This is a genomic window from Halomonas sp. R57-5 (assembly GCF_900070345.1).
In the GTDB taxonomy this organism is placed as follows: Bacteria; Pseudomonadota; Gammaproteobacteria; order Pseudomonadales; family Halomonadaceae; genus Vreelandella; species Vreelandella ventosae_B.
This window is the reverse complement of the sequence record NZ_LN813019.1, coordinates 236,240-258,550: the sequence shown is the minus strand read 5'-3', so window position 1 is coordinate 258,550 and position 22,311 is coordinate 236,240. Positions and strand designations below refer to the sequence as shown.

Annotated in this window: 22 protein-coding genes; 16 read left to right on the top strand and 6 right to left on the bottom strand. The window is 55.5% G+C overall.

What is annotated here, in order from left to right; genetic code table 11:
* Position 1: 1 nt before the first annotated feature.
* The 3 genes from dxs to HALO_RS01235 all read left to right on the top strand — a co-directional run bounded on the left by dxs (position 2) and on the right by HALO_RS01235 (position 3,431).
* On the top strand, positions 2-1,927 hold the full coding sequence (gene dxs / locus HALO_RS01245; protein ID WP_050712875.1) for a 1-deoxy-D-xylulose-5-phosphate synthase: 1,926 nt from the start codon (positions 2-4) through the stop codon (positions 1,925-1,927).
* 31 nt (positions 1,928-1,958) lie between these two features.
* Complete coding sequence (gene djlA, locus HALO_RS01240) at positions 1,959-2,723, top strand: co-chaperone DjlA (RefSeq protein WP_035583646.1); 765 nt, start codon at positions 1,959-1,961, stop codon at positions 2,721-2,723.
* Between the two features lie 84 nt (positions 2,724-2,807).
* Positions 2,808-3,431 (top strand): glutathione S-transferase family protein, encoded by a 624-nt coding sequence (locus HALO_RS01235; protein ID WP_035581879.1) that lies wholly within the window; start codon positions 2,808-2,810, stop codon positions 3,429-3,431.
* A gap of 85 nt (positions 3,432-3,516) precedes the next feature.
* Here the strand turns inward: HALO_RS01235 and cheZ are convergent, their stop codons facing one another.
* From cheZ to ribA, 3 genes are all read right to left on the bottom strand, one after another.
* Entirely contained in the window at positions 3,517-4,203 is a 687-nt protein-coding gene (gene cheZ, locus HALO_RS01230) for a protein phosphatase CheZ (RefSeq protein ID WP_050712874.1), read from the bottom strand.
* Between the two features lie 224 nt (positions 4,204-4,427).
* Positions 4,428-5,102 carry a PAQR family membrane homeostasis protein TrhA gene (gene trhA / locus HALO_RS01225; RefSeq protein ID WP_035581881.1) on the bottom strand — a complete coding sequence of 225 codons (675 nt, stop codon included), beginning with the start codon at positions 5,100-5,102 and terminating at the stop codon, positions 4,428-4,430.
* Between the two features lie 44 nt (positions 5,103-5,146).
* The gene (ribA, locus tag HALO_RS01220; protein WP_050712873.1) at positions 5,147-5,782 is read right to left on the bottom strand and encodes a GTP cyclohydrolase II; all 636 of its coding nucleotides are present in this window, start codon (positions 5,780-5,782) and stop codon (positions 5,147-5,149) included.
* 262 nt (positions 5,783-6,044) lie between these two features.
* Between ribA and hemE the strand changes: the two genes are divergently transcribed.
* The 7 genes from hemE (at position 6,045) to HALO_RS01185 (ending at position 13,056) form a co-directional block, all read left to right on the top strand.
* Positions 6,045-7,157 carry a uroporphyrinogen decarboxylase gene (gene hemE / locus HALO_RS01215; RefSeq protein ID WP_035581883.1) on the top strand — a complete coding sequence of 371 codons (1,113 nt, stop codon included), beginning with the start codon at positions 6,045-6,047 and terminating at the stop codon, positions 7,155-7,157.
* Positions 7,157-8,023 carry a polyamine aminopropyltransferase gene (gene speE, locus HALO_RS01210; RefSeq protein ID WP_050712872.1) on the top strand — a complete coding sequence of 289 codons (867 nt, stop codon included), beginning with the start codon at positions 7,157-7,159 and terminating at the stop codon, positions 8,021-8,023. The genes hemE and speE overlap by 1 nt, the downstream gene beginning before the upstream one ends.
* A 258-nt stretch (positions 8,024-8,281) precedes the next feature.
* Positions 8,282-9,307 carry an amino acid ABC transporter substrate-binding protein gene (locus HALO_RS01205; protein WP_035581887.1) on the top strand — a complete coding sequence of 342 codons (1,026 nt, stop codon included), beginning with the start codon at positions 8,282-8,284 and terminating at the stop codon, positions 9,305-9,307.
* Positions 9,308-9,394: 87 nt separating this feature from the next.
* Positions 9,395-10,585 carry an amino acid ABC transporter permease gene (locus tag HALO_RS01200; RefSeq protein WP_035581889.1) on the top strand — a complete coding sequence of 397 codons (1,191 nt, stop codon included), beginning with the start codon at positions 9,395-9,397 and terminating at the stop codon, positions 10,583-10,585.
* 15 nt (positions 10,586-10,600) lie between these two features.
* Positions 10,601-11,701 carry an amino acid ABC transporter permease gene (locus HALO_RS01195; protein ID WP_050712871.1) on the top strand — a complete coding sequence of 367 codons (1,101 nt, stop codon included), beginning with the start codon at positions 10,601-10,603 and terminating at the stop codon, positions 11,699-11,701.
* 60 nt (positions 11,702-11,761) lie between these two features.
* Positions 11,762-12,538: an amino acid ABC transporter ATP-binding protein gene (locus HALO_RS01190; protein WP_197671965.1), complete on the top strand. Its 777-nt coding sequence runs from the start codon at positions 11,762-11,764 to the stop codon at positions 12,536-12,538.
* Between the two features lie 125 nt (positions 12,539-12,663).
* On the top strand, positions 12,664-13,056 hold the full coding sequence (locus tag HALO_RS01185; RefSeq protein ID WP_035581893.1) for a RidA family protein: 393 nt from the start codon (positions 12,664-12,666) through the stop codon (positions 13,054-13,056).
* Between the two features lie 29 nt (positions 13,057-13,085).
* Here HALO_RS01185 and HALO_RS01180 read toward each other — a convergent pair whose 3' ends face one another.
* Together HALO_RS01180 and HALO_RS01175 are read right to left on the bottom strand one after the other, a co-directional pair.
* Positions 13,086-14,543, bottom strand: coding sequence for a sensor domain-containing diguanylate cyclase (locus tag HALO_RS01180; protein WP_050712870.1), 1,458 nt, complete (start codon positions 14,541-14,543; stop codon positions 13,086-13,088).
* Positions 14,544-14,596: 53 nt separating this feature from the next.
* The gene (locus HALO_RS01175; protein WP_035581896.1) at positions 14,597-15,196 is read right to left on the bottom strand and encodes a histidine phosphatase family protein; all 600 of its coding nucleotides are present in this window, start codon (positions 15,194-15,196) and stop codon (positions 14,597-14,599) included.
* Between the two features lie 173 nt (positions 15,197-15,369).
* Between HALO_RS01175 and phnD the strand changes: the two genes are divergently transcribed.
* The 6 genes from phnD to HALO_RS01145 all read left to right on the top strand — a co-directional run bounded on the left by phnD (position 15,370) and on the right by HALO_RS01145 (position 21,324).
* On the top strand, positions 15,370-16,362 hold the full coding sequence (gene phnD, locus HALO_RS01170) for a phosphate/phosphite/phosphonate ABC transporter substrate-binding protein (RefSeq protein ID WP_035581898.1): 993 nt from the start codon (positions 15,370-15,372) through the stop codon (positions 16,360-16,362).
* 57 nt (positions 16,363-16,419) lie between these two features.
* Complete coding sequence (gene phnC / locus HALO_RS01165) at positions 16,420-17,217, top strand: phosphonate ABC transporter ATP-binding protein (RefSeq protein ID WP_035581900.1); 798 nt, start codon at positions 16,420-16,422, stop codon at positions 17,215-17,217.
* Complete coding sequence (gene phnE / locus HALO_RS01160; RefSeq protein ID WP_035581902.1) at positions 17,204-18,016, top strand: phosphonate ABC transporter, permease protein PhnE; 813 nt, start codon at positions 17,204-17,206, stop codon at positions 18,014-18,016. The genes phnC and phnE (HALO_RS01160) overlap by 14 nt, the downstream gene beginning before the upstream one ends.
* Positions 18,010-18,819 (top strand): phosphonate ABC transporter, permease protein PhnE, encoded by an 810-nt coding sequence (gene phnE, locus HALO_RS01155; RefSeq protein WP_050712869.1) that lies wholly within the window; start codon positions 18,010-18,012, stop codon positions 18,817-18,819. Before phnE (HALO_RS01160) ends, phnE (HALO_RS01155) begins: the two co-directional genes overlap by 7 nt.
* A gap of 91 nt (positions 18,820-18,910) precedes the next feature.
* On the top strand, positions 18,911-19,339 hold the full coding sequence (locus tag HALO_RS01150; protein WP_035581907.1) for a host attachment protein: 429 nt from the start codon (positions 18,911-18,913) through the stop codon (positions 19,337-19,339).
* 125 nt (positions 19,340-19,464) lie between these two features.
* Entirely contained in the window at positions 19,465-21,324 is a 1,860-nt protein-coding gene (locus HALO_RS01145) for a methyl-accepting chemotaxis protein (RefSeq protein WP_035581909.1), read from the top strand.
* Positions 21,325-21,328: 4 nt separating this feature from the next.
* Here the strand turns inward: HALO_RS01145 and HALO_RS01140 are convergent, their stop codons facing one another.
* Positions 21,329-22,255 carry a LysR family transcriptional regulator gene (locus HALO_RS01140; RefSeq protein WP_009286188.1) on the bottom strand — a complete coding sequence of 309 codons (927 nt, stop codon included), beginning with the start codon at positions 22,253-22,255 and terminating at the stop codon, positions 21,329-21,331.
* Between the last annotated feature and the right edge of the window lie 56 nt (positions 22,256-22,311).

Here is a 22,311-nt window from a genome sequence, read left to right as displayed (position 1 = left end):
GATGCCCATGAAGCTGTTCGACGAGATTCCCCGCGAGCGCCCAGCGACGCCGCTGCTTGMCTCTTTTGATCACCCCGCCGCCCTGCGGGCCATGAATACCCAACAGCTCGACCAACTGGCCGACGAGCTGCGCGCCTACCTGCTGTATAGCGTGGGCGTTTCCGGCGGCCACTTTGGCGCCGGGCTCGGCGTGGTCGAGTTGAGCGTTGCCCTGCACCATGCCTTTAATACGCCCCACGACCGTTTAGTCTGGGACGTTGGCCATCAAGCGTATCCACACAAGATTCTTACCGGCCGCCGCGAAACGATGTTGAGTATTCGCCAGCATGGCGGCTTGGCGGCGTTTCCCCGCCGTGCCGAGTCCGAGTACGACACCTTCGGCGTCGGTCACTCCAGCACCTCGATTTCGGCGGCGCTAGGGATGGCACTGGCAGCCAAGGCACAGGGCAATAAGCGCCGCGTTTGCGCGATTATTGGCGACGGTGCACTCACCGCCGGCATGGCCTTTGAAGCCCTCGCCCACGCGGGCCACGTAGATGCCAACCTACTGGTAGTGCTCAACGACAATGAAATGTCGATTTCCGAAAACGTCGGCGGCATGGCGACCTACCTTGCCCGGGTGCTCTCCAGCAAGCCCTACCTCAAAATACGCGAAGAGGGCAAAAAAGTGCTTTCGCATCTGCCTGGCGCGTTAGAGCTTGCTCGGCGCACCGAAGAGCATATGAAAGGCATGGTCAGCCCCGCCACACTGTTTGAAGAGATGGGCTTTAACTACGTAGGCCCCATTGATGGCCACGATCTCGATGCACTGACCGAGACGCTGGAGAACCTACGTGACCTCGACGGCCCGCAGTTTCTGCATATCAAAACGGTGAAAGGCAAAGGCTTCCTACCCGCCGAGGCGGATCAGATTGGCTACCACGCCATCACCAAGCTGGAAAAACCCAGCGCTGTTGCCCMCACCGGCGGCGCCAAAAAGCCCATCATCAAAGCAGCTGCCGCCAAGAAAAAATACTGCAACGTGTTTGGCGACTGGCTGKGCGACATGGCGGCCACCGMCCCGCGCCTAATGGGCATCACCCCCGCCATGCGCGAAGGCTCCGACCTGATTCGCTTCTCTAAAGAGTACCCGCAACGCTATTTTGATGTGGCAATCGCCGAGCAGCATGCGGTGACATTGGCAGCGGGGATGGCCTGCGAAGACATGAAGCCGGTGGTGGCGATTTACTCCACCTTTTTGCAGCGCGGCTACGACCAGCTTATTCATGACGTCGCCGTGCAGAATCTGGACGTCACTTTTGCGATTGATCGCGCGGGTTTAGTGGGCGAAGACGGCCCCACGCACCACGGCAGCATGGATCTCTCCTTTCTGCGTTGCGTGCCCGGCATGGTGATTCTGGCCCCGGCGGATGAAGCCGAGTGCCGCGCCATGCTGAGTGCGGCCTATCATCACCCCGGCCCCGCCGCGGTGCGCTACCCCCGCGGTACTGGCCCAGGCGTAGACATTCCCACACACCTTGAGCCGCTGACCATAGGTAAAGCGGAGGTACGCCGCCATGCCGCCAACGACGGCGTGCGTATTGCGCTACTCGCCTTTGGCAGTCTCAACAGTGCCGCCGCTGAAGTCGCCGAACGACTCAATGCGACCCACATCAATATGCGCTCCATTAAGCCGTTGGATCGCGATGCGGTGCTGCACGCTGCCGACGAGCACGAACTATTGGTGACCCTGGAAGAGAACGTGGTTGCCGGTGGCGCAGGTAGCGCCGTGAATGAGCTGCTCCACGCCGAAGGCGTTCAGGTAGAGGTCCTTAACCTCGGCCTGCCGGACGCCTTTGTAGAGCACGGCACGCCTGCACAGCTGCTTACCGACTGCCAATTGGACATCGAAGGCATCGAGCGCGCCATTCGTGCCCGGCTGCCATAAGCCATTACTTTTAAACTACTTTGAGATTGCTATGCTATTGCTTATTGTTATTTTCGGCCTGATCGGGCTTGCATTTGGCGGCCCTGTGGGCCTCCTGATTGGCGGTGGCCTGGGCTGGTGGCTAGGTAAACGGCTTAGCCGCCGCCTGAATATCGCGCGGATGCGCATCCAGGAAGGCTTTCTGGAGTCGATTTTCTCGGTGATGGGCTGCTTATGCCAAGCCGACGGTAAAGTGACCGACGGCGAGTTGGACGTTGCCGAAAAGCTGTTTGATCAAATGCACCTCCAGGGCGAACAGCGCGCCAAGGCTCGCGCCGCCTTCGAGCGTGGCCGCGCCGATGACTTTAATCTGGAGGCGGAGCTGGCCAACGTTAACCGCCTCACTCAGCGCCAGCCGGTTCTGCGCCAGGTATTTATCCAGGTTCAGCTCACGGCTATCGCTGCTGATGGCGTGCTTCACCCCGCCGAGCACGAGATGATTTTGCGCGTTGCCCGCGGTGTAGGCTGCAGCGACGCTGAAGTGCAGCAGATCGAAGCGATGCTGCACGGCGCCGCCGCCAACTCCCAAGGCGCCAGCGAAGAAGCGCTTAAAGACGCTTACCGCGTGCTAGGGGTTTCTGAAGATGCCAGCGACAGCGAGATCAAAAAAGCCTACCGCCGCCTGATGAGCCAAAACCACCCCGACAAACTGGCTGGCAAAGGCCTGCCCGAAAGCATGCGCGACGTCGCCCAGGCGCGCACCAGCGAAATCGGCAACGCTTACGAGCGGATTCGTGAGGCGCGGGGTAGCACTTAAGAATGGTGCATATAAAAATCGACAGCGTCGCTAACGCCCCGCTAGATTGACGCTGCAATTGTTGCTGACAAGAGGGAGCATGCCATGATCACGCTGTACACTTTCCCCCAATCCCGATCGCTGCGAGCGGCATGGACGCTTGAAGAGTTAGGCCTAGAGTATCAGTGCCAGCATGTGGCGCTGGATACAGGCGAGGGGCAAACAGCCGCGCATTTGGCGCGTCACCCGGATGGCAAGGTGCCAGTTCTTGAAGATGGAGCACTAACGCTATTTGAGTCGGCGCCGATTTGCCGTTACCTAGCGGAGCAGTACGGTGATGGCACGTTACTCCCCAGCGACCCTGCCGCCCGCGCTCAGGTTGACCAGTGGCTCAGCTTTATCGTCACCGAAGTTGAACAGCCGTTATGGAACCAGGCCAAGCATAAATTTGCCCTACCTGCAGATAAGCGCGTTCCCGCTGTGCTACCGGTTTGTGCCTGGGAGTTTCAGCGTGCGTTAAGTGCCCTGGAGCGCCGCTATAACGGTCAAGAAACCTTGGTGGGGAATACCTTTACTCTCGTGGATCTGTTTTTAACCCATACCTTGTCTTGGGCGATTGGCATGAAGCACCGCTTACCCGAACCGCTGATGGCCTATCGCGCACGCCATATTCAGCGTGCCGCGATGGCAAAGGCAATGGAAAAAGAGCAGGCGGCAGCGAAGGGCTAATCAAAACAAACGGCACCTAAGCGCCTGCAAGACCGTTGCTAGTTATGCGAGGCAACGGTTCCTTGCTGTTCCAGGCTAAGCGCCCTTAAAAACCAAGCTCATCAAGTAGATCGTCTACTTGATCCTGCCCTGTTGCCACATCTGTTTTGTCTTTGCCCACCTGTGGCCCATTACGCAGTTTGGCATGCTCATCGCGGTCATCTTCAAGCTTAACGCCATCGGKGACGTTAGGCACATTATCCACTAACACCTGAACAAGCTGCTCTTCGATTAGCTTGATGACTTCGATCATTTTCTTGATCACCTGGCCAGTGAGATCCTGGAAGTCCTGAGCCATCATAATTTCAAGCAGTTCTTTTTGCGTCGCCCCGGTTGCTGTGGGCAGCTTATCGCTCAAAAAGCGCTGCGTATCCTCGACAAGCTGAGGATCACCCTCTACCGCGGCGAGCTTAGCTGCCGCTGCCTGCCAGCGCTTATTAAGAGCCGCGCCTTCTTCTTCAAGGCTATCTTGCACCGGCTGCGCCCGCTCAACGGCGTTCAATGCCCGTTCTGCGGCCTGCTCCGTCATTGAGGCAACGTAGTTAAGCCGGTCATTGGCATCCGGTATCGCTTGCGCCGCCTGGGTAATCTGCTGATCTAAGCCCAGCTCTTTCATGCTGTCCCGCAGCAGGCGCGTTAAGTGGCCAATGCGATGCACCATCTCATCAGTACTGTCTTTTTTGCCCAGTACCGACGGCATGGTCGTGTCGTGGGCGTTGTTAACAGTGCTCATGACAATCCTCTTGTTGGAAAATCTTATTGAATGTGGCTTGTTTACTTTTTACAGTCGCTATCTATACATATACAAACGTATAAAGCCAACATTATGCCTGCTTGTTCAAGTGTCGATTAGCGGTAAAGGCAAGCTATTAACCACCAATTCATGTTACTCACTCAATTTTGTAAGAGATCGCTTACGTTTCTGTCACTGATAGCGTTCCCAAGGGGGCTTAGCGACTACACAGGCGAAGCATGGGGCAAAACGGCACTATAAACGGCAAAGTAGTGACAGATGCTGCCGGCAACCACAAACAGGTGCCAGATCGCATGGTTGTAGGGAATAGCACGCACGGCGTAGAAGATCACCCCTAGCGTATAAGTGATGCCCCCTGCGGCCAGTAGGATGATGCCAGTTTTCGATAAACTCGCCGCCATCTCTCCTGACGCCAGCACGATCATCCAGCCCATAAGCAGATAAATCGCCACGCGTAATACCGAAAAGCGCTGGGGCCATAGCAGTATGCAGGCGATCCCCACCAACGCCAGCGACCACACGGCGGCAAACAAAACCCAGCCTGTAGTGCCGCGCATATTGACGAGTAAGAAAGGTGTGTAAGTACCCGCGATGAGTAAATAAATCGCACAGTGATCGAGTAGCTGAAAACGCTGCTTCCAGCGCCGATGAGGGATGCCGTGGTAAAGGGTCGAGGCGGTATAAAGCAGGACGAGCGTGGTGCCGTAAAGGCTCAGGCTAACAATTTTCCAAGGGTCTACATGGGCGGCGTAGCTCGCGGCCACCAGCAGTACCACCATCCCCACCAGACTGAGCACAGCACCGATACCGTGGGTGATACTGTGCAGCCACTCTTCGACAACGCTAAATTCGCCCTGCTCTTCACATGCGGTTTTCATTTTAGAGCGCTCCTTACGAACTCCTCCTAATAGCACTCCTTCTATCACCCCTTACGCTCAATATCCACATCGCTGGCGTGGGTGAAATCATCCAACGCCATCATATGGCCGAGCTTGCCTGCTTTGGTAGACAGATACTGCTCGTTATGGGGATTCAGGCCGGTGGTGATCGGTAGGCGCTCGACCACATTCACGCCATCGCGGGTGAGGGCATCCACCTTGCGCGGGKTATTGGTCATTAACCTAAGCGATGTCACCCCCAGATGGTTGAGCATTGGCACGCACAGATCGTAGCGGCGCATGTCGGCGCCAAAACCGAGCTGCTCGTTAGCCTCGACCGTGTCGGCGCCTTGATCCTGCAGGTGATAAGCGCGAATTTTGTTTAACAGACCAATACCGCGTCCTTCTTGGCGCAGGTAAAACAGCACGCCGCGGCCCTCTTCAGCGATACGTTTAAGCGCTTCCTGCAGTTGGTAGCCGCAGTCGCAGCGCATGGAAAACAGCGCATCGCCGGTCAAACACTCGGAGTGCACCCGCCCCAACACAGGCTCGTCGCCGGTCACATCACCCAGCGTTAGGGCGATATGATCCTTGCCGGTGGCCTCATCTTCGAAGCCATGCATAGTAAATGTTGCCCAGGGCGTGGGCAGCCGGGAAGCGGCAATGAAGCGAATGGTCACAGGTTACCTCGCTGATTGACCAAACCAGTTAACCACACCAGTGTTGGCAAAGTGGGCCAGTATTCTAACAGGAAGCGGCGCACGCCTCACGTTGGCAAAGAAGCTAAAATCGGCTAATTAGGCGAGAAAAATTGACTGGGTGCGACGATTTTTGCCATCCAGTACGCCGCCCTAGCGGCTATCTTCAAGTACAATTGCGCACATACGATACCCGATACGGCTTTAAGTACGATGCGGGCAAATTTCTTAAGAGCAAGTGCCTATGACCACTACACCTTTGCAAAATGATCGATTCCTTCGTGCGCTAGCGCGCCAGCCCGTCGACCGCACCCCGGTGTGGATGATGCGTCAAGCGGGCCGCTACCTGCCGGAATACCGCGCCAGACGGGCCGATGCAGGCAGCTTTATGGATTTGTGCCGCAACCATGACCTGGCCTGCGAAGTTACCCTGCAGCCTCTAGAGCGCTACCCGCTAGATGCGGCGATTCTGTTTTCAGATATTTTAACTATCCCTGATGCCATGGGCTTGGGTCTCTATTTTGAAACCGGCGAAGGCCCTAAATTCCGCAAAACCGTGCGCACCCCAGAAGAGGTCGCCGCACTCAGCGTCCCCGACGCCGAGCGCGACCTGGATTACGTGATGCGCGCAGTGTCGACCATTCGCCGGGAGTTGAATGGCCGTATGCCGCTGATTGGTTTCTCCGGCAGCCCCTGGACGCTAGCGACGTATATGGTCGAAGGCAGCTCCAGCAAAGACTTCCGCCATCTGAAAACCATGCTTTACGATACGCCGGACACCATGCACCAGTTGCTGGATACGCTGGCGCATGCGGTAACCGACTACCTGAACGCGCAGATTCGTGCCGGCGCCCAGGCGGTGCAAATTTTCGATACCTGGGGCGGCGCGCTTTCTACCCCGGCTTACCTTGAGTTCTCGCTGCGCTATATGGAGCAGATCGTTTCCGGGCTGATTCGCGAGCACGATGGTCGTCGGGTACCTGTGATTTTGTTCACCAAGAATGGCGGCCAGTGGCTTGAGCATATTGCCTGCGCTGGTGCCGATGCGCTGGGTATCGACTGGTCCACCGAGCTTTCAGACGCTCGCGCCCGAGTCGGCCATAAAGTAGCGCTACAGGGTAACCTGGACCCTAATGTGCTGTTTGCCCGCCCCTCCGCCATCCGCGCCGAAGTGGCCCGGGTGCTGGAAAGCTACGGCCACGGCTCTGGTCACGTGTTTAACCTAGGCCACGGTATCAGCCAGTTTACCAATCCCGATAACGTCACCGCCTTTATGGAGGCGCTGCACGAGCTAAGCCCGCAGTATCACCGGGATATACCGACGCACACCCATACACCGCATTCAGGAGCCAATTGATGAGCGAATTACGCGACGACCAGTGGTTTACCGAAGTCTTTGATAGCCACGGCAGCGCTTTCTCACTGAAAATCTCTGCAAAGCTGCTGGATGTACAGAGCCAATACCAGCATTTGGAGGTCTACGCCACTGAGACCTACGGCAACTTAATGGTGCTGGATGGCTGCGTGATGCTGACCGATCGCGATAATTTTCTCTACCACGAGATGATCGCCCATCCGGCGCTGTTCMCCCATCAAGACCCCAAGCGGGTAGTGATCATCGGCGGCGGCGACTGCGGCACCTTAAAAGAGGTGCTGCGCCACCCAGGCGTTGAGAAAGTTACTCAGATTGATATCGATGAAGAAGTTACCAAGGCGTCTGAGCGTTTCTTCCCGTCGTTGGTAGAATCGAATCACGACCCGCGCGCCGAGTTGCTGTTCGCCGATGGCGTCAAGTGGGTGGACGATGCACCTGATGAGAGCATCGATGTGCTGATTATCGATTCCACCGACCCGGTTGGGCCTGCTGAAGGACTATTTAAAACCGACTTTTTAAAGCGCTGCCACCGTATTTTGAAAAGCGGCGGCGTCATGGTGCAGCAGAGCGAATCACCGCTTTACCACAGCGGCACAATCATCCGTGAGCTGCGCAACGACATGTTGAAAGCCGGTTTTGACAGCGTTGCAACGCTACCCTTCCCGCAGCCGGTTTATCCCTCAGGCTGGTGGAGCGTGACATTGGCGGGTAAAGCCACCGACGTGAATACCTTCCGCGAGCAGGCAGCCGCCGGCCACGACCTGCCGCTTGAGTACTACAGCGTTGAAGCCCATCGTGGCGCTCTCGCCCTACCGCCGTTTATGCGCAAGGCCTTTGCGACCGAGTAAACGCACTATCGCTTTGCCCGCCTTTAGTCACCGCCCACCTCAGCTTGCCCTATAAAGGTGCAAAGCGGGGTGGGCAATTACCATTCTTGCACCTATACCTTCGTCTCGAATTCGTTGAGTAGCGTTGAAAAGCGCTGAATTAACGCCTGTACCCTTGTTGGCATCTTCCTTGCTAGGTTTAGTTACATGCTACGGCATGCACAAAGATTTCAATCACTGATTTCAATAACCAATTTCAAGAACTTCGAGGGAAACTAAATGTTCAATAAAAAACACCTAGCGCTTCTAGCGTCCGCTGGCTCACTTAGCCTGGCGGGAATGGCGACTGCTCAAGCCGACACCCTGGAAGATACCATTGAGCGTGGCGCCGTTCAGTGTGGTGTGAGCGATGGTTTGCCGGGCTTCTCAGCTCCGGACGACGACGGTAACTGGCAAGGTATCGACGTTGATGTATGCCGCGCTGTAGCGGCAGCGGTACTCGGCGACTCAGAAGCCGTCAACTATATTTCACTCAACGCCGTGGAGCGCTTCACCGCCCTGCAATCAGGTGAAGTCGACGTTCTATCACGTAATACCACTTGGACCACTACCCGCGATACTACTCTGGGCCTGAACTTCACCGGGGTTACTTTTTACGACGGCCAGGGCTTCATGGTATCCCGTGACCTGGGTATTACCGGTGCTGATGAACTCGACGGCGCCTCCATCTGCATTCAGTCTGGCACCACTACCGAGCTGAACCTGGCTGACTACTTCCGTGCTAACGACATGGAATTCAACCCGATCGTATTTGATACCTCTGAGCAAACCGTGGGTGGCTATCAAGCCGGCCGCTGTGACGTGCTAACGTCTGATACCTCTCAGCTGGCAGCGCTACGTATTCAGCTAGATGATCCTGAAGCATCGATGATTCTGTCTGACGTTATTTCCAAAGAGCCACTAGGCCCTGTGGTTCGTCAAGGCGACGACACCTGGTTCAACATTGTGAAATGGTCGCTGTTCGCCATGATCAACGCTGAAGAGTACGGCGTAGACAGCGATAACGTCGACGACATGCTTGAGTCAGAAGATCCCAATATCGCTCGTTTGCTGGGTCAAGACGGCAACTATGGCGAAGAGATGGGCTTAGAAGCTGACTGGGCTTACAACATCATCAGCCAAGTTGGTAACTACGGCCAAACGTTTGACCGTAACGTAGGTATGGATTCACCGCTGGAAATTGAGCGCGGTATTAACGAGCTCTGGACCGAAGGTGGCATTCAGTACGCACCGCCGATTCGCTAAGCGTCTCGCTTGACCCCGGCCCGCCACCCTGTTTTCAGGGGATGGCGGGCCATCTGATTGACCTTCCGTATAGCGGAGACGCCATCCATGTCTGTAAGACCTAACGTTCGCCCCGCCGGCCACAAGCCGCCGTTTTGGCGAGACCGCGCTAAGCGCGCACTTATTTTCCAGCTCATTTTAGTCGCCGTTGTAGCGGCTTTCCTGATCTATATTATCGGCAATACCCAAGCCAACCTGAACGCCCGCGGCATCACCACAGGCTTCGGCTTCCTGGGCAACACAGCCGGCTTTGGTATTGGACAAAGCTTAATCGAGTACTCCTCCCAAAGTACCTACGGCCGCACCTTTGTAATTGGCTTGCTCAATACACTGCTCGTCGGTGGATTGGGGGTGTTAGCTGCCTCGATTATTGGTTTTATCGTCGGTATCGCGCGGCTATCGCCCAATTGGCTGATCGCTCGTCTTGCCAACGCCTATATCGAAACGTTTCGCAATATCCCGCTGCTGCTGCAAATCTTCTTCTGGTACTTCGCTGTGCTGCGTACCTTACCCAGTGCCAGGGAAAGTATGGCGTTTGGCGAAGCCATTTTCCTCAATGTTCGCGGGCTGTACTTACCTCAACCGCTTTTCGAGTCAGGGTTTGGATTGATCCCTCTCACCTTTGTGGTGGCAATCATTGCCAGCATTGCACTGGTTATCTGGAATAAGCGTCGCCACGAGGCCACCGGTAAACGTCTACCGGTTTTCTGGATGTCGCTAGTGATTATTTTTGGCCTGCCGCTGCTGATATTGGTGGCCACTGGAGTCCCGGTCACCTGGGAGATGCCGGTACTGCGCGGCTTTAACTTCGGCGGTGGTATTACCATCATCCCCGAATTTTTGGCCCTGTGGCTGGCGCTGTCTATCTATACTGCTTCTTTCATTGCGGAAATTGTGCGCTCGGGCATCCAGGCTATTCCCCATGGCCAAACGGAAGCTGCCCAGGCATTGAGCTTGCCGCGCAAATTAGTCCTACGTTTGGTGGTCATCCCCCAGGCCATGCGCGTCATCATTCCGCCGCTCACCAGCCAATATCTTAACCTGATTAAAAACTCGTCACTGGCCACCGCCATCGGCTACCCCGACTTAGTCTCGGTTTTTGCCGGCACCACGCTCAACCAGACCGGTCAGGCAATCGAAGTGATTGCCATGACCATGGCGGTATATCTGATCATCAGCTTGCTGGTGTCCATGTTTATGAACTGGTTCAACGCTCGCGTTGCGCTGGTCGAACGCTAGGCCGGAGGCGACCCCATGATTCACAACAAAGAAACCATACCTCAGCGCCCGGCCCCTAAAGGCACCATTGGCCCGGTTGCCTGGCTGCGCGGCAATCTGTTTAACGGCCCAATCAACAGCATCTTCACGTTGTTGGGCCTGTATGTACTGTACCTGCTGGTGGTGCCAACGGTTCAGTGGGCATTTATTGATGCCGACTGGGTGGGCGATAGCCGTGAAGATTGCTCACGAGTGGGTGCCTGCTGGGTATTCGTCAACGCGCGGTTTTCCCAGTTTATGTACGGCCTTTACCCCAGTGAGGAGTATTGGCGCGCCAATATCGTGTTTGGCATGTTTGCAGCGATTATCGCTTGGATGGTGATTCCCCGCCTACCCTTCAAGCGGTGGGTAGTGGTGTTTGCCTTACTGATATTCCCGGTGATCGCCTACGTGCTACTACACGGCGGCTACTTTGATTTGCCGCGGGTTTCCACCCACCGCTGGGGCGGCTTAATGCTGACCCTGCTACTGGCCAGCGTGGGCATGATTKGCGCACTGCCGATTKGCATCGTGCTCGCCCTTGGGCGTCGTTCGAACATGCCCATCGTCAAAACCTTCTGCGTGATTTTTATAGAGTTCTGGCGTGGCGTGCCACTCATCACCATTCTGTTTATGGCCTCGGTGATGTTGCCGCTGTTCCTGCCTTCAGAACTCAGCGTGGATCGCCTGGTACGCGCCTTGATCGGCCTCACACTGTTCCAGAGTGCCTATATGGCCGAGGTTATTCGCGGTGGCTTACAGGCCATTCCCAAAGGTCAGGACGAAGCCGCTGCGGCGCTGGGTATGACGTACTGGAAGCGTATGGGATTAATCGTGATGCCCCAGGCGCTGAAAATGATGATTCCGGGTATCGTCAATACGTTTATCTCGCTATTTAAAGACACCACCCTGGTGATGATCATCGGGCTGTTTGACCTGTTGGGCATTGTGCAAGCGGCGCTTTCCGACTCGCGCTGGCTGGGCTTCTCTATTGAGGGGTATGTATTTGCCGCGTTCATATTCTGGATTTTCTGTTTCAGCATGTCGCGCTACAGCCAGTACCTGGAACGCAAGTTAAATACCGGCCATAAGCACTAGTTCAAGTACTCGCTTATGTACGATTGCCGAATCTCTTTACGTTTTGAGTAGGACTTCAACATGACACAAGCAGCCACCAACACCGCTGGCACCAGTACTTCTGACCTGATGGTCGAGATGCGCAACGTAAACAAGTGGTACGGCGACTTTCACGTACTGCGTGATATTTACCTGGAGGTAAAACGCGGCGAGAGGATCGTGGTTTGTGGCCCTTCGGGTTCGGGTAAATCAACGCTGATTCGCTGCATTAACCACCTTGAAGAGCACCAAAAAGGTGAAATCGTGGTGGGCGGTGTACCGCTGACCCAAGACGTTAAGCGCATTGAGCAGATTCGTCGCAGCGTTGGCATGGTGTTTCAACACTTCAACCTATTCCCTCACTTAACGGTGCTGGAGAACTGCTGTATCGCGCCAATGTGGGTGCAAAAGAAGCCCCGCAAAGAGGCCGAAGCCCTGGCCATGGAGTATCTGGAGCGCGTACGCATTGCCGAACAGGCGACCAAGTACCCAGGGCAGCTCTCAGGCGGTCAGCAACAGCGCGTGGCCATTGCCCGCTCACTCTGCATGCACCCCGACGTCATGCTGTTCGATGAGCCCACCTCCGCACTCGACCCCGAGATGATCAAGGAAGTACTCGACGTTATGGTCGAGCTAGCGGAAGAAGGCATGACCATGATCTGTGTCACCCACGAAATGGGCTTCGCCAAGAAAGTGGCTGACCGGGTGATCTTTATGGATCAGGGGCAGATCATTGAAGAGAACGCACCGGAGCCCTTCTTCAATAACCCACAATCCGAGCGTACTCAGCTGTTCCTAAGCCAGATTCTGGGGCATTAATACACAGCCCCAGCAGAAAAGTAGCTGTGGATAAGTACGTCATCATGGGCCTCACTTGAGGCCCATGATGTTGAATAGGCTTTAAAAATAACAGCTATTAAAAACAGCCAAAAAAGGATAAACGTATGATTGAAAAGCTGTTTATTGACCGCGCACCCCAGCCCATCGCCCCGTTTTCCCACGCCTGTCGCGTAGGCGACTTGGTGTTTATCACCGGGCAAATGCCGACGGTGCCAGAAACTAACGAGATGCTCTTGGGTACCTTCACCGAACAGACCCACCGGGTGATGCAGAATCTGGCGATTGTGTTGGAAGAAGTCGGCAGCGCCTTCGAATATGTGGTTCAGTCTCGGGTATTTATTACCAATATGGGCCACTTTGAGGAGGTGAATAAGGTCTACGCCAGCTACTTCCCACAGCCGTTACCTACCCGCACCTGCATTGGGGTGACCGGCTTAGCGGGCGGCGCCGATGTGGAAGTCGATATGATCGCCTGGATTCCGCCGTCTCAGACATAGATAGCGCTTACCAGTCGTTGTTTTCAAGCTTACCAGTACGCCACGACGCGATTGCGCCCCGCTTCTTTGGCCGCATAGAGGGCTTGGTCGGCCTGGGCGACAGCCACTGCCTGACTGTGGTCTAAATCACTGGAGAGCGTCAGCGGCGCAATGCCAATGCTCACAGTGAGCGTCACTATCGTCGGCGTTTGCAAATCCCCCGCCGTCAGGTAAAACGGCTGCTGGGCGATGCGTTCGCGAATACGCTCACCCAGTTGCACCACCTGCTGGTGGGATAACTCACCCGCCGTAACGGCAAACTCTTCTCCGCCTAGTCTCGCTAAGCAATCCTCAGGACGCAGAACCTCATGGACACGCTTAGCCATTTCCACTAACAGGGCGTCCCCCGCAGGGTGGCCGTAGCGATCATTGATATGCTTGAAGTAATCAATATCAATCATCAGTACATAATGGGTAGCCTCTGCCTGACACTCATGGAGTTGCGCTAAGTGATTAGCCAAACCACGCCGGTTACGCGTGCCGGTCAGGGCATCGAACTCCGCGGCCACCCAGGCCTGCTCTTCGATTTTTTTGCGTTGGCTAATGTCGATGACCAAGCCGCCGATCCGCGCCAAATACCCATCAGCGGTGTAGTAGCYCTCCATCACCAGTTCATGCCAGCGCCAATGACCCGACGCTACCCTGAGCTGCACATCAATACGGCATTGGGTTTGCAGGCGCTGCTGGCACTCGCGTATCAATCCAAACACGCGTAACCGGTCGGCGGGCATGGCATGCGCCAGCAAGCGACGCAACGGGAGCCTAGCGTAATCGCCAGGATAACCCAGCGAGAGCAGCAACGCCGAAGAGCACCAGGTAGCACCGCTGCGCGCATTGATCTCCCAGGTACCACAGGCGGCGACCTGCTGCAGTAGATCAACCTGACGCTGCCTGCGGGTAAGCTGCTGACGATAAATAGCCGAGGCGATCAGCTCAGCGCCGATCACTAGCGCTTGCAGCCCAGCACCTTCCCAATCGACTTCTCGCTCACAGTCGTCAAAGCCCAGCGTGCCCCACCACTGGCCATCCACCATAATGGGCACGGTGACCATCGACTGAATCGACTGGCTTTCTAAATTGTCGCGCAGCGTACCAAGAGCCACCCGCGAGGTAATACAGGTGTGCGACTCACCTCGCTCGCGACGATTGACCATTTCCTCATATTCGTCATCATCGATCAGCGTGGTAAAAAAGCGAAAGCGTTTTTGCGTTCGCTCACGATAGTGCGATGAGGATGCCCACTCAAAAACAAAATCCTGCAGGACACCGCTTGGGTTGCGTTCTATGGTTTGAAATATCCACACGCGATTGACACCCGACGCTTCMCCTAGCGCTGCCAGTAGTTGATCGACGCCATCGCTCCAAAAATGCTCGTCAATTAGGGCACTGCTGCCTATAGAGAGGGCTTTTAGCAGGCTCGGCGCATCCGGCGAGAAAGGAGCAGGCATAGTAGGGTCCCTTTACTTTTTCTTTGAGGTTACCACACAGTCTCCTTAGGGGATTACACGCTACTCCCATAAAGCGTGATGCTCGCGGGCGCTAACGGGGTTTGCTCACGATGGGTCGCCAGCGACTTCCCCGCCAGCGCGGTAAGCAGAATCTGTAGCGGATCGCCGTGGCTGACCAGCACAATGGTTTCACCGCTGGCCTTTTGCTCCCACCCATCAATCACTGCCTGCATACGCGTGGCTACCGCGCTTACTGCTTCTACCCGATGGTGAGTGTGCTCGGCATCTTCAGCGTCTAACGCCCATATGCTGGAGTAGCGATCATCACTCTGCCCCTCAAACTCGCCAAAATAACGCTCTCGCAAGCGCGTCTCTACGCTTGGGGTGAGTCCAAACGCGGCGGCGATGTGGGCAGCCGTTTGCGTCGTGCGCAGAAAATCCGAGTGTACGACAAGCGTTGGTGTCGGCCACTGCCAGTCGGCCACCCTCTGGACAAGCTGTTGCTCGCCCAGCTCGGAAAGGCCGAAGTCCGCCACACCGCGCTCCGGCGAGCTAACAATCACGCCCTGCTGATTGGCTTGGCTATGGCCGTGGCGCATTAGTAAATAGCGGTTGCGCCAATGGTCGGAGAGTGGCCGTAAAGTATTTGACATAAGTTTGTCACAAACCCTAGATTGAAGGTGTCTGCTTTCGAAAATAACCATCCTGGACGCGGAATGTCCACTTACGAAACATTTTTTGTTTTCAGTAGTGGCAAAACGCAGCAAAGGCAACACAGCTCGATGCATAGAAAGAACACAACAATAACGCACAAACGAGGCTTACCATGGCAACTTCGCTCTTCCGCAAGCGCCCGCTTGCGATGCTTACCGCTGCATCTCTGCTACCGCTCGCTCTGCTCTCTTCCCACGCTTATGCGGAATGTGAACGTGGTGACTTAGATACCATTTATTGCGATGAAAACGGTGACATGGTCGCTGACCGCCCCGCCGATGAATCCGAGTGGGACAACCCCGACACCCTTATCTTTGCTTACACCCCGGTCGAAGACCCGGCGATCTATTCAGATATCTGGCAGCCCTTTATCGATCATTTGTCTGAAGTTACCGAGCGCGATGTGCGCTTCTTTGCAGTGCAGTCTAACGCTGCCCAAGTAGAAGCGATGCGCAGCGGGCGGCTGCATATCGCCGGTTTCTCCACTGGCCCCACGCCGTTTGCGGTGAACTTGGCCGGTGCAGTGCCGTTTGCGTTAATGGGTTCTGATGACGGTCAATTTGGCTATACACTGCAACTGTTTACCCACGTTGACTCTGACATTCATGAGGTTGAGGATCTCAAAGGCAAACGCGTTGCTCACACCTCACCCACCTCTAACTCGGGCAACTTAGCCCCCCGCGCATTGCTGCCTGAACTCGGCATTACCCCCGACGAGGATTACGAAGTGGTCTACTCAGGTAGCCACGACCAATCCATGCTGGGCGTCGTGGCCCAAGATTACGATGCTGCTCCGGTCGCTTCCGAAGTGGTCGAACGGATGGCGGCACGCGGTCTTTACGATGAAGAAGACGTGCGCCTGATCTACGAATCAGACCGTTTCCCGACTACCTCGTATAACTACGCGCACAACTTACACCCAGATCTGGTCGAAAAAATCGAAGAGGCCTTTTTCAGCTTTGATTTTGTTGGCACCGAGCTAGGTGAAGAGTTTGAAGGCGTCGAAAAATTCATACCCATCAACTACCAAGATAACTGGCAGGTGATTCGCACCATCCAAGCAGCCAATGACGTGAGCTATACGCCCGAAAACTTGGAAGAGTAAAACGTAGCGCACCGCTTTCGGCGGTGCGATTATTTTCTCGACGATGGAAGCGAACACATGCTGGAAATTACCAATCTGGTCAAACGCTATGGCCACGATGAAGCCGTGCTGAAAGGGCTCGACCTCAGGGTAGAGGGAAACAGCGTTGTTTCTATCGTAGGCGCTTCAGGCGCTGGTAAAAGCACCATGCTGAGGTGCATTAACCGCTTGGTAGAACCAACGTCCGGCTCTATCAAACTCAATGGCAATGAGCTGGTTAACCTTAAAGGCGCTGAATTACGCCGCGCGCGACGCAAAATCGGCATGGTATTCCAAGGTTTTAACCTGCTGGATCGCTTAACCGTCATGGAGAACGTGCTCGCCGGGCGGCTAGGCTACGTAAACCTGTATCAGGCGATTTCACGCCGCTACCCCCAGGCTGATATTGAGCGTGCGTTCGTGCTGATGGAGCGCGTGGGCATCGCTCACTACGCCAACAAGCGCGCTGATGAGCTTTCCGGTGGCGAGCGCCAGAGGGTAGGTGTGGTGCGCGCCTTGATGCAAGAGCCTGAGGTGCTGCTTGCCGATGAGCCCACCGCCTCGCTTGACCCTCGCACCTCTGAGCAGATCATGATTCTGCTGCAAAGCCTGGCCAGCGAGCTCTCGCTGCCGGTGCTGATTAATATCCACAACGTCGCTCAGGCCAAAACCTATACCGAGCGCATTGTAGGCCTACGCCACGGCAAGATGATCTTTGATGGCCTACCCAAGGACTTCAATAAAGACGCGCTGGATGCCATCTACGGGGGGATTGACGCACCGGACGATGCAATCACGGATACACCAGCGGAGGAGCACACCCATGACTCCACCTGACGCTCATTCCACAGCACTCCGTACTTGGAAAAAGCCGCCGTTTATTGCCAACCCGCTACTGCGCTACGGGCTGATTATCGTCGCAGGGGCCTATTTGGTCTGGGCGTTCGGATCACTGCCGTTCAACTGGGCGCGTATCTCTGAAGGTTTGCCCCGCGCCGCACGTATTTTTAGCGGCGGCTTCCCGCCCAATCTGGAGCGCTACGAGCTACTGTTAACAGGCTTTAAAGAGAGCTTCCAAATCGCCATTTTGGCGACGCTACTGGGGGTCTTTCTGTCGATTCCATTTGCTGTGATGGCTGCGCGTAATATTGCTCCCATGCCAATTTATATTATTGGCCGGGCGGTGATTATCATATCGCGCAGTTTCCACCCGGTGATTGTGGCGATTCTGTTTGTGGCCGCCGTGGGCTTTGGCCCCTTAGCGGGTATTCTTACCCTAACGCTCTACTCAATCGGCTTCGTCGGCAAACTGCTTGCCGAAGAAATCGAAGAGATTAACTGGGGGCAAGTGGAAGCGATGAAAGCCGCTGGCGCGGGTTATGTGGCAATTCTGTATTACGCTGTATTTCCACAGATATTGCCTCGCCAGGTCGGGCTTTCCATGTACCAACTGGACAGCAACCTGCGCGCTTCCGCAGTGGTCGGGATTGTTGGGGCGGGCGGCATTGGCGGCACGCTGATGAACGCCTTTGGCCGCTACGACTACGACTTCGCCTTTGCGATTCTACTTATTATCATCGCGGTCATTTTGCTCAGCGAAGGTATCAGCGGTTGGGTAAGGAAAAAAATATGGTAGATCACGCACAGCAACTCGCCGACCGGGTCTGGCAACGCTACGACCGCACACAGCGCCTGATCCGTTATGCCGTACTTTTAGTCACATTGATCGTGGTGGTATGGGCGGTGCGCGACATTGATATCTTCTGGCCCTGGGTATGGGATGCACCGAATCAGATCTCCGGGCTTGGGGCTCGCATGTGGCCACCCAGTGCAGCGGGGCTTAACGGTATTATCGCCGCACTGATTGAGACCGTGCATATCGCCACTCTAGCCACCTTTCTGACGATATTTTTGGCGCTACCGGTAGCCTATATTGCGGCTCAGAACACCACGCCTAACCGTGCTTGCCTATGGTTGGGGCGCTTCATTCTGGTCTCCAGCCGTTCAGTCAACACGATTATTTGGGCGCTACTGTTCGTGGCGATTTTCGGCCCTGGGGTACTAGCGGGTATCCTCGCCATCGTATTTCGCTCGATTGGCTTTATCGGCAAGCTGATGGGAGAGGCGATTGAAGAGATTGACCGTAACCCAGTGGAAGCGATGGAAGCCACCGGGGCCTCCAAGGCCAAGGKGGTCGCCTACGCGATTGTGCCGCAAGTGATGCCGGCCTTTTTTGCCATTGTCATCCTACGCTGGGATATCAATATCCGCGAATCGACCGTGCTTGGTTTAGTGGGCGCCGGGGGTATTGGGGTCATCCTACAGGGTGCGATTGATACCTTCGCCTGGCCAACCGTGGCGACCATTTTGATCGCTATCATTGTGTTGGTATTGATCGGCGAAGCCATTACCAGCCTGCTGCGCAGTAAGGTGCTTTAACCCCGTGGCTTAAACCGTGGCAAGTGTTTGACCTAACGCCAAACGCTTGCCATGGTTAATGAACCATCAACGACATGGAGTATGCACAGCGATGACAACCTATATCGTGGTAGCCGACGCCGCTCGCGCACGTATCTTTACTCGTGATGCCTTAACGCTGGCGGAGCAGGAGAGTCTGGTTCACGCAGAAGGGCGACTGCATGAAGGTGACTTGATCACCGACGGCCGAGGCGATGTGCACGAGTCGATGTCCAGCACGGCACGCTCGGCAGGCGAAGAGGGAACTGCCACTAAACATGAAAACGAGCTGTTCGCGAAAGAAGTCGCTCAGCGTCTTTATAGCGCGCGAGTAGGTAACAGCATGGAGAAGCTAATCATGGTAGCGCCACCCAAATTTTTGGGCCTGCTACGTGACAAACTCGATGGCCCCACGCAAAAACTAGTCATTCACTCCCTTTCGAAAGACCTAAGTAAAGCCTCGCTGGCAGATATTCAAACTGCCGTGAGCGATTTACGCTAGTCGTTTTAACCTTATAACCTATTAATTATCCTAAAGTAATGGTCGCTCTCGCCGATAATTTAGAAGCTATTATAAACGGTACTTCCCCCTGAGTACCGACATGCACTTCGACGTCGAGAGCGACCATGTTATCTTCCCTCCGAGCACGCATACTATTAGCCGCTCTAGTGGCGATTACCCTCGCCCTAGTGATTAACGGCATTGCCAGTTACACCACCGTAAAACACCATAATAGCCAGCAAATAACGCGCAATCTTAGCGCCGTGGTTAACGGTAATACGCAAGCTATCAACGAGTGGTTTAACGCACGCTATACCATGCTTTCCAGCATGGATGATGCAGCCAATAGCGATGACCCACTTGCCGCACTACGCCAACTGGCTGGCTCAGGCAGCTTTATGACAGCCTACATTGCTTACCCTTCCACACCAGACGCTATTTTTTCCGATGGATGGCAGCCCCCCAGCGATTACGACCCGCGTCAGCGGCCCTGGTACCAAGGCGCAGCCGAAGCGCAAGAGACCATTATTACGGCACCTTACACGGATGCCCAAACGGGGGGCTTAATCGTTACCTTTGCACGCCCTTTCTACCGTAATGGGCAGCTGGCCGCAGTCATTGGTGCGGATATTACCATCGAGGATGTGATCGAAATTGTTACCGGCATTGCCCCTACGCCTTCCAGTTTTGGTTTTTTAACCACAGAAGACGGCACCCTGATCGCGCATCCTGACGCTGACATGACGCTCGAACCTTCCACACGTTTGAGCGATGAACTGACCAACACCCGACTTAGCGAAATCGCCCAAGCCGATGAACCCCAATCACTTTCACTGCAAAACAGCGATACGTTGCTAATGGGCAATAACGTGGGTGGTAGCAGTGGCTGGCAGTTGATTGTGGCACTGGACGAACACGAGGCAACAGCGGGCCTGCGCGCCATCGCCACTACATCGATAGTCACGCTACTGATTGTGGCCGCAATCACGGCAGTGGTCTTCGGTTTGCTGCTTTCTCTGCTGCTACGCCGCTTGCTGGGAGTTCGTAATGCGATGGATGATATCGCCTCGGGAGAGGGCGATTTAACCCGACGCTTGCCCGAAGAGGGTAATGATGAAGTCACTCAAATTGCCAAGGCCTTCAACCGTTTCGTAGGTAAAATGGAGGCCGTATTAATCGATGTACGCACCAGCAGCGAGTCGGTTCACCACGCGGCCAACGAGATCGCCATGGGTGGTCAGGATTTGTCTCGTCGTACCGATAACGCTGCCGCTAGCCTGCAGCAGACCTCTGCATCGATCGAGGAAATCACCAGCACGGTTCAACACACGGCGGCCTCCGCAAAAGAAGCCAACAAGCTCTCCCAAACCGCCTCAGAGGTAGCCAACGAAGGTGGGAAGGTTGTCGCAAATGTGGTGACCACCATGGAAGACATTACCCACGCTTCGGATAAGATCGGTGAGATTGTCACCTTGATGAACAGTATTTCGTTTCAGACCAACCTGCTGGCGCTTAACGCCTCAGTGGAAGCCGCTCGGGCTGGCGAGCATGGCCGTGGTTTTGCCGTGGTGGCCGATGAGGTACGCAAGCTGGCTGGGCGTAGCAGTGATGCCGCCAACGATATTCAAAAACTGATTGAAGACTCACAAAGCAAAGTGAATAACGGCACCAACTTGGTGCGTAATGCCGGAAACACTATGCAGGATATCGTGGCGCACATTACCCGTGTGACCGACGTGCTGGAAGAAATCAATGCGGCCACCAGCGAGCAGAGTGATGGCATTAATCAGGTCAATATTGCCGTCGCAGAACTGGATCGCATGACCCAGGAAAACGCGGCCATGGTCGAAGAGTCCACAACCGCTGCCGAGCAGCTAAAAGAGCAGGCCGACCACCTGGCAGGCACGATTAGCAGCTTCAAGCTGTCTCAACATCCGCCCGCGCCTCTAACCTCAAAATCGGCCAAGGCGTTACCATCATTTTAACCGCTTAAGGAATTGGCGGCAGCGCAATATCGTCGCTGCGCTTGGCTCCTGCGGTCATTTCACGGCACAGCCGCAGGAACTCGCGCACGCCAGTGGTGAGGTATTTATGCCGGTGCCAGATAAACGTGAACTGACGCTTTAGATCCAACTCCGGCGTGGGCAGCGGCACCAAGCTGCCGCGCCGGAAGGCATCACGCAGCGCCAAACGCGAGACACAGCCAATCCCAAGCCCTGACTCCACAGCACGCTTAATACCTTCCGTATGCTCTAGTTCCAGCAGGGTGTTAAACCGGCTTCGGCGGTGGCGGGCGGCGTGCTCCAGGGTCATGCGCGTGCCAGAGCCCTCTTCGCGCATAATCCAATCCTCACGCAGCAACTGTTCTAACTCAAGATGCTCACGGCCCGCCAGCGGATGGCGTGGCGAGCAAAACACGCACAGCTCATCTTCCACCCAGGGCTGGCTGATGATCATGTCATCGTCGCACTGCCCTTCAATCAACCCCAGATCCAGCGAGTGCTGGCGCACGCCTTCGATAATATGGCGCGTATTGCGCACTGCCAAGCGCACCCGGCTACCGGGGTGGCGCTGCATAAAGTCGCTGATAAGCAGTGTGGCCAAATAGTTACCGATGGTCAGCGTGGCGCCGACATCCAGCGACCCCACCCCTTTCTGCCCACGTAGAAGCTCTTCGATCTCTTCACCACGGTCAAGCAACGCGACCGCTTTGGGCAACAGCTGAAAACCCAAGGCGTTGAGTTTTAAGCGCTTGCCGATGCGGTCCAGCAGTTGGCAGTCGAACTGCCGCTCAAGCTCCGCAAGCGCCGTGCTGGTCGCTGATTGCGACATGGCCAACGCCCGCGCCGCATGGGAGACGCTCTCGTGCTGGGCGACCGCCACAAAGACTTCCAACTGCCGCAGAGTATAGTGCATAGCGTCTGACCTTTATTTGATCTATATCTATTTTTCAGATAACCGTTATCAATATA

What these genes read in the sequence shown, in the direction of transcription:
- HALO_RS01185 (WP_035581893.1), top strand. Translation starts at nt 12,664, where the DNA reads ATGATTGAAAAGCTGTTTATTGACCGCGCACCCCAGCCCATCGCCCCG.
- phnD (WP_035581898.1), top strand. Translation starts at nt 15,370, where the DNA reads ATGGCAACTTCGCTCTTCCGCAAGCGCCCGCTTGCGATGCTTACCGCT.
- HALO_RS01200 (WP_035581889.1), top strand. Translation starts at nt 9,395, where the DNA reads ATGTCTGTAAGACCTAACGTTCGCCCCGCCGGCCACAAGCCGCCGTTT.
- HALO_RS01190 (WP_197671965.1), top strand. Translation starts at nt 11,762, where the DNA reads ATGACACAAGCAGCCACCAACACCGCTGGCACCAGTACTTCTGACCTG.
- HALO_RS01205 (WP_035581887.1), top strand. Translation starts at nt 8,282, where the DNA reads ATGTTCAATAAAAAACACCTAGCGCTTCTAGCGTCCGCTGGCTCACTT.
- phnC (WP_035581900.1), top strand. Translation starts at nt 16,420, where the DNA reads ATGCTGGAAATTACCAATCTGGTCAAACGCTATGGCCACGATGAAGCC.
- HALO_RS01175 (WP_035581896.1), bottom strand. Translation starts at nt 15,196, where the DNA reads ATGTCAAATACTTTACGGCCACTCTCCGACCATTGGCGCAACCGCTAT.
- hemE (WP_035581883.1), top strand. Translation starts at nt 6,045, where the DNA reads ATGACCACTACACCTTTGCAAAATGATCGATTCCTTCGTGCGCTAGCG.
- phnE (WP_035581902.1), top strand. Translation starts at nt 17,204, where the DNA reads ATGACTCCACCTGACGCTCATTCCACAGCACTCCGTACTTGGAAAAAG.
- HALO_RS01235 (WP_035581879.1), top strand. Translation starts at nt 2,808, where the DNA reads ATGATCACGCTGTACACTTTCCCCCAATCCCGATCGCTGCGAGCGGCA.
- djlA (WP_035583646.1), top strand. Translation starts at nt 1,959, where the DNA reads ATGCTATTGCTTATTGTTATTTTCGGCCTGATCGGGCTTGCATTTGGC.
- HALO_RS01150 (WP_035581907.1), top strand. Translation starts at nt 18,911, where the DNA reads ATGACAACCTATATCGTGGTAGCCGACGCCGCTCGCGCACGTATCTTT.
- HALO_RS01140 (WP_009286188.1), bottom strand. Translation starts at nt 22,255, where the DNA reads ATGCACTATACTCTGCGGCAGTTGGAAGTCTTTGTGGCGGTCGCCCAG.
- HALO_RS01145 (WP_035581909.1), top strand. Translation starts at nt 19,465, where the DNA reads ATGTTATCTTCCCTCCGAGCACGCATACTATTAGCCGCTCTAGTGGCG.
- trhA (WP_035581881.1), bottom strand. Translation starts at nt 5,102, where the DNA reads ATGAAAACCGCATGTGAAGAGCAGGGCGAATTTAGCGTTGTCGAAGAG.